The sequence below is a fragment of the Ventosimonas gracilis genome (assembly GCF_001580025.1).
GTDB classification, from domain to species: domain Bacteria; phylum Pseudomonadota; class Gammaproteobacteria; order Pseudomonadales; family Pseudomonadaceae; genus Ventosimonas; species Ventosimonas gracilis.
On the sequence record NZ_LSZO01000180.1, the window covers coordinates 1 to 5,232 of the forward strand.

Sequence of the window (5,232 nt, forward strand, 5' to 3'; positions counted from 1 at the left end):
ACTTGGTGCTTTGGGCATATGCTGGAACTTGCCGAGCCGGACGAGTACACGCCGGACACGGTGCCGCGCAGTAAAGCGGGCAAGAAGTACTGGCGGGTGGAGGATCTGCCGATTATTCCGACCGATTGGATTTTAAAACCCAAGGCGGAGGCTAAAAAACAACTGGCGGTGATCGGCAAGCTGATTAAACAGGCCGATGAAATCGTCCATGCGGGCGACCCCGACCGTGAAGGGCAGCTTTTGGTCGATGAAGTCCTGGAGCATTTCCATAACAAGAAACCGGTTAAACGCTTTTGGGTATCCGCACAAGACAAGGTATCGATACAGCGTGGTTTGGCGGCGCTTAAAAACAATCAAGACTACGCCGGATGGGCGAACGCTGCTCGCGCTCGCTCGCGTGCCGACTGGTTGATTGGCATGAACCTGTCGCGCGCCTATACCTTGTCGGCCCGCCGCAGTGGCGGCTCTGCGTTATTAACCGTAGGACGGGTGCAAACGCCAACGCTTGCGTTAGTGTCGGCGCGCGACCGCGCGATTGAAGCCTTTGTACCGGTGGCTTATCACCGCATCAGGGCGCTTTTTGCGCATCAGAACGGATCATTTTCAGCGAGCTGGAAGCCGCGCTTGAGCCAGGAAGGTTTGGACAGCGAAGGCCGACTGATTAACACGGCCATTGCCGATAGCTTGATTGCGGCGATCAATGGCAAAACGGGTGCGATTACCGACTACAAGACGGAAATGAAAACCGAGGCGCAGCCTTTGGCCTTTGCCCTGTCCGACATGACCGCGCTGGCATCGAGCCAGTACGGTTATAGCGCCGAACAATGCTTAAAAATCTGCCAGTCGCTGTACGAAACCCACAAACTCACCAGCTACCCGCGTACCGATTGCGCTTATTTGCCCCAAAGCCAATGGGCGGACGCGCCCGCCGTGCTGGCGGCGTTAAAGCAAGTCAATCCCGAGTTTGCCGCGCTCATCGATGCCGCCAATCCAACGCTTAAATCACCGACCTGGAACGATAAAAAGATCACCGCGCACCACGGCATTATCCCGACGGCGCACCTGGGCAATAAAAGCGCTTTAAGCGAACCAGAACGCAATCTGTATGAACTGATTGTCCGTGCCTATATCGCGCAGTTCTGGCCGGTTCACCAATACCTGCAAACCCGCGTAGCGCTTGAGGTTTCCGGCGAGACCTTTACCGCAAGCGGCAAAACCGTCCGCCAAAACGGCTGGAAAGACGTTTACCCGCAGGCGGACGAAGACGAGAACAAACCGGCCAAGGGTAAAGCAGGCAGTGAAGAGGAAGACGCTGGCGGCGGGCAGCACCTGCCCGCCATGAACACGGGTGAGAAGGCGACGTGCACCAACGCGCAGCGCATCGACGCCCAAAGCAAACCACCATTGCGCTTTACCGAGGGCACGCTGGTACGCGCGATGGAAAATATCCATCGTTTTGTCGCAGACCCCGAACACAAAAAACGCCTGCGCGACGGCGACGGTATCGGCACATCTGCTACCCGCGCTTCAATCATCAGCGAGCTTAAGCGCCGCACGTTTTTGGAAACCCAAGGCAAACAGATTCGCAGCAGCGCATTGGGGCGCGCTTTGGTGGATGCGCTGCCGGAAGCGGTGAAAAGTCCGCTACTGACCGCGCTCTACGAACGGCTGTTAAAAGCCATCGAGCAAGGCGAAAAACCGCTGGATGAGTTTGTTGCCCGCCAAGAAGCCTTTGTCCGCACACAAGTGGCCGAAGCGGCAGAAGGCCGCGTGCTGCTTGCCAGTGCCGCCAGCGGCAGCTTGGCTTCCGGCATTACCCATAAAAAATCCGCCGCCTGCGTGACCGAGCACGCTTGCGGTGCTTGCGGCAGTGCCTTGGTTCGGCGCAAGGGCAAAGCGCCAAAAGGCGGGTTCTGGTTTGGTTGCAGCGCCTTTCCTGCCTGCAAGCAGACCTATCCCGAAACCCAAGGACTGCCGGACTACAGCAAAGCGCGCGCTACACTGGCCGCGCCTGTCCCGGCCTGAACCATCCCTTAAAGGAGCAACACCATGATCATGAGCCAAGAAGAGTTCGAGCGTTTTATGAGTCGCACTGAAATACTCGCCACTGACGATGAGCCATTAACCGAGGAGGAACGGCAAACGGTAGAGGCGCTGCGCACTGAGCGCGAGAACTACGACGAAAAAGCTGATTTACGCGAGCGGGTGGAAGCCAAGCTGCAAGCCCAAGCCGACAACCCCGGCCTTGTAGTCGAGTTCGATCCCGACGAAGCGGAGCACTTAGGATTGTTCGAGGAAACCGCCATGAGCTTTGAAGACGCATGGGCGGCGCGTTTTGACGATGTAGCACCCGACGATGGTGCGCCCTAAGCCCATCCCCGCAGCACACGCCATCAAACCATCTAAGGACCAGGACAGGCCATCATGGAACAAGAAAGCAAGCGCGAAGCCTATCATCGGCAAGTCGCCGAAAAACTCATCAAGCAACTCGAACAAGGCACCGCCCCTTGGCAGCGGCCTTGGCGCGACGCCGAAACCATGCCGTTTAACGCGGCCACCGGCAAAGCCTACAAAGGCGTTAATACCCTGCAACTGATGAGCGAGGGCTATTCAGACCCGCGCTGGATGACCTATGTGCAGGCGAAAAGCATCGGCGCACAGGTTAAAGCCGGTGAAAAAGGCACCGTGATCCACTACAGCCAATACGAAGAAGAGCGGGTTAAGCGCGATAAAGACGGTAAGCCTGTTTTGGACGAACAGGGCGAAACCGTCAAAGAGACGGTCAAACTGATACGGCCGAAAAATTTTCAAGCACACGTATTTAATATCGAGCAAATCGATCACCACAATCTGCCGCCGCTGCCACCGAAAAGCCAGCAAGCGGATTGGAACCCGATAGCCCGCGCCGAGCAGATTTTGGCCGCATCCGGCGCGAGCATCAGCCATCAATCGGGCAACCGCGCGTTTTATAAGCAGGACAGCGACCGCATCTGCCTGCCCGAGAAAAGCCAGTTCGCAAGCGCCGAAGGTTACTACGACACCGCACTGCACGAGTTGGGTCATTGGACAGGCCACGAAAGCCGCCTAAACCGCGATCTCAAGCATAGCTTTGGCAGCCAGGGCTACGCCAAGGAAGAATTAAGGGCCGAAATCGCTTCAATGATGCTGGCAGGCGAAATAGGCATTGCCCACGACAGCGAACAAAACGCCGCCTATGTGGGGGCATGGATAAAAGTCCTTAAAGACGACCCGCAAGAAATCTACCGCGCCGCCAAGGATGCCGAGCAAATCCAACGTTATGTTTTGGGTTTGGAACAAAAACAGCAGCTTGCACAGGAGCAAGAACAGCAGGAGCCACAAACCCAAACCACAACAGAGGCACCGTCCGTTCAAGTTTCGCTTGAACCACAGCCGTTCGATATGACAGAGGCCGCGCAGGTCTATTCGGATAACGTGAAACGTCTGGAAAGCCTGCTGGCTGCCCATCCTGAACACCGCGTGCAGGACATCCAGCAAGCCGCGCGTGCCATGAGCGAAAATGGCTACAGCAGCCACCCGATCTATAACGAAACGCTGCCGGATGATTGGACGGGCGAGGTACGCATTGTGCCTTCGGTGCGCGACGTCGAGAGCGGGCAGATTATCCCCGCCGAGCAGGCAGGCCGTCCGCCAGAAGGCTACGCGGTATACGCGCGCAAGGGCGATGCTTTCGAAGGGGAGGCGGCTTGGAAACCTATAGTCGGGGCAAAAACGCAAGAAGAAGCACAGGCCAAAGTCGAACACATCCGCCTGATTGACGCGCTGGTCAGCACCAATCCCTATGACCAGGCGGTCACGCTGGCACTGATTGAGGCCGAACGGGTTTGGAATAACCCAAGTGCCACCGATGAAGAAAAAGAACAGGCCAAAGAGGCGCTGGACGTCGTGATGGACCTTGCCGACATGGCGGGGATGGCCGGGCAAGCGCCGACCAGCGAAGTGCTTACGGCAGTTCCCAGCGCAGAACCCGTGCCAGCGCCATCCCCAGCCACCACCGAGTCGCCAGCGCTTGAAATTCCGAGCAGCGAGCAGGTGTCTCAAGATAACAAGGCCAAGATAGCCCATTTGCTGTCCGCCCATCCCGAACCCATCGGCCAGCGCTTGCGTGAAACGGCTTATGCCCTGCAAAAAGACGGTCTGGACAGCCAGCCGGTCTTTGGGCAAATCCTGCCGCATGACTGGACGGGCGAGGTACGCGTTGTGCCTTCGGTGCGCGACATCGAGAGCGGGCAGGTGATGCCCGCCGAGCAGGCTGGCCGTCCGGCAGAAGGCTACGCGGTATACGCGCACAAGGGCGAAGCTTTCGAAGGCGAGCAGGCTTGGCAAGCGATTACCGCGAGCAAAACCGAAGCACAAGCACAAAGCCGCGCCGAACAACTGCAATTGCTCGATGCTTTGCTGCAAAACAATCCCTATAACCAAGCGGTGCAACTGGCTTACATCGAAAGAGAGCGCGTTGCCCGCAATCCAGAGGCGACTGATAAACAGCGCAGTGAAGCCAAAGAAGCCGTTAAATCCGCGCAATCGCTGGCCGAACTCGCCGAACTGAAGCAACAGCAGGCGCAGCAGCAAACCGTCTATACGGCGCAATCGGCAGGATCCGAGCAGCCAAACGAGCGGCATTATCTAAAAACCGCGTTCAAAGACCGCGAGCAGGTTAAAAAGCTGGGCGCAAAATGGGACGCCGCGGAAAAACTCTGGTACGTCCCCGAAGGTATCGATCAAGCCGCCTTTGCTAAGTGGCCGCAGACCACGCCACAGCAGGCCAAAGCCGAACGCGCACAAAACGCGCCGCAGGCAAGCCAGGCACAAGCGCCGCAGGCAACACCGGCCAAACGCCACTATCTGGCGGTGCCCTTTGAGCGCAAAGACGAAGCCAAAGCCGCCGGAGCACGTTGGGATAAGGCGGCAAAGGCTTGGTATGCCGGGCCGCAGGCGGATATGGAAACGTTGGCCAAATTCAAAGCGGAAAATATATCCATCCAGCAAGCACTACCCATCCGCCCGCAAGAAGAGTTTGCCGCCGCCATGCGCAGCATTGGCCTGGTGGTGGACGGCGAGCATCCGATTATGGACGGCAAGTCCCATCGGGTTGCGGTAGAAGGCGGCAAAAAAGGCGCAAAAGACGGTTTTTATGTGGCGCATCTGGACGGCAGACCGGCAGGCAGCATCAGCAACAACCGCACCGGCGCG

At 57.8% G+C, this 5,232-nt stretch carries 3 protein-coding genes; all 3 read left to right on the forward strand.

From position 1 onward, the window contains the following. The coding region (locus AXE65_RS09895) for a DNA topoisomerase 3 (RefSeq protein WP_068391594.1) at positions 1-2,025 on the forward strand (2,025 nt) is incomplete at its 5' end. Between the two features lie 24 nt (positions 2,026-2,049). Beyond that, entirely contained in the window at positions 2,050-2,370 is a 321-nt protein-coding gene (locus tag AXE65_RS09900) for a hypothetical protein (RefSeq protein ID WP_068391597.1), read from the forward strand. 54 nt (positions 2,371-2,424) lie between these two features. Further along, a partial coding sequence (locus AXE65_RS09905; protein WP_068391600.1) for a zincin-like metallopeptidase domain-containing protein occupies positions 2,425-5,232 on the forward strand: 2,808 nt, incomplete at its 3' end.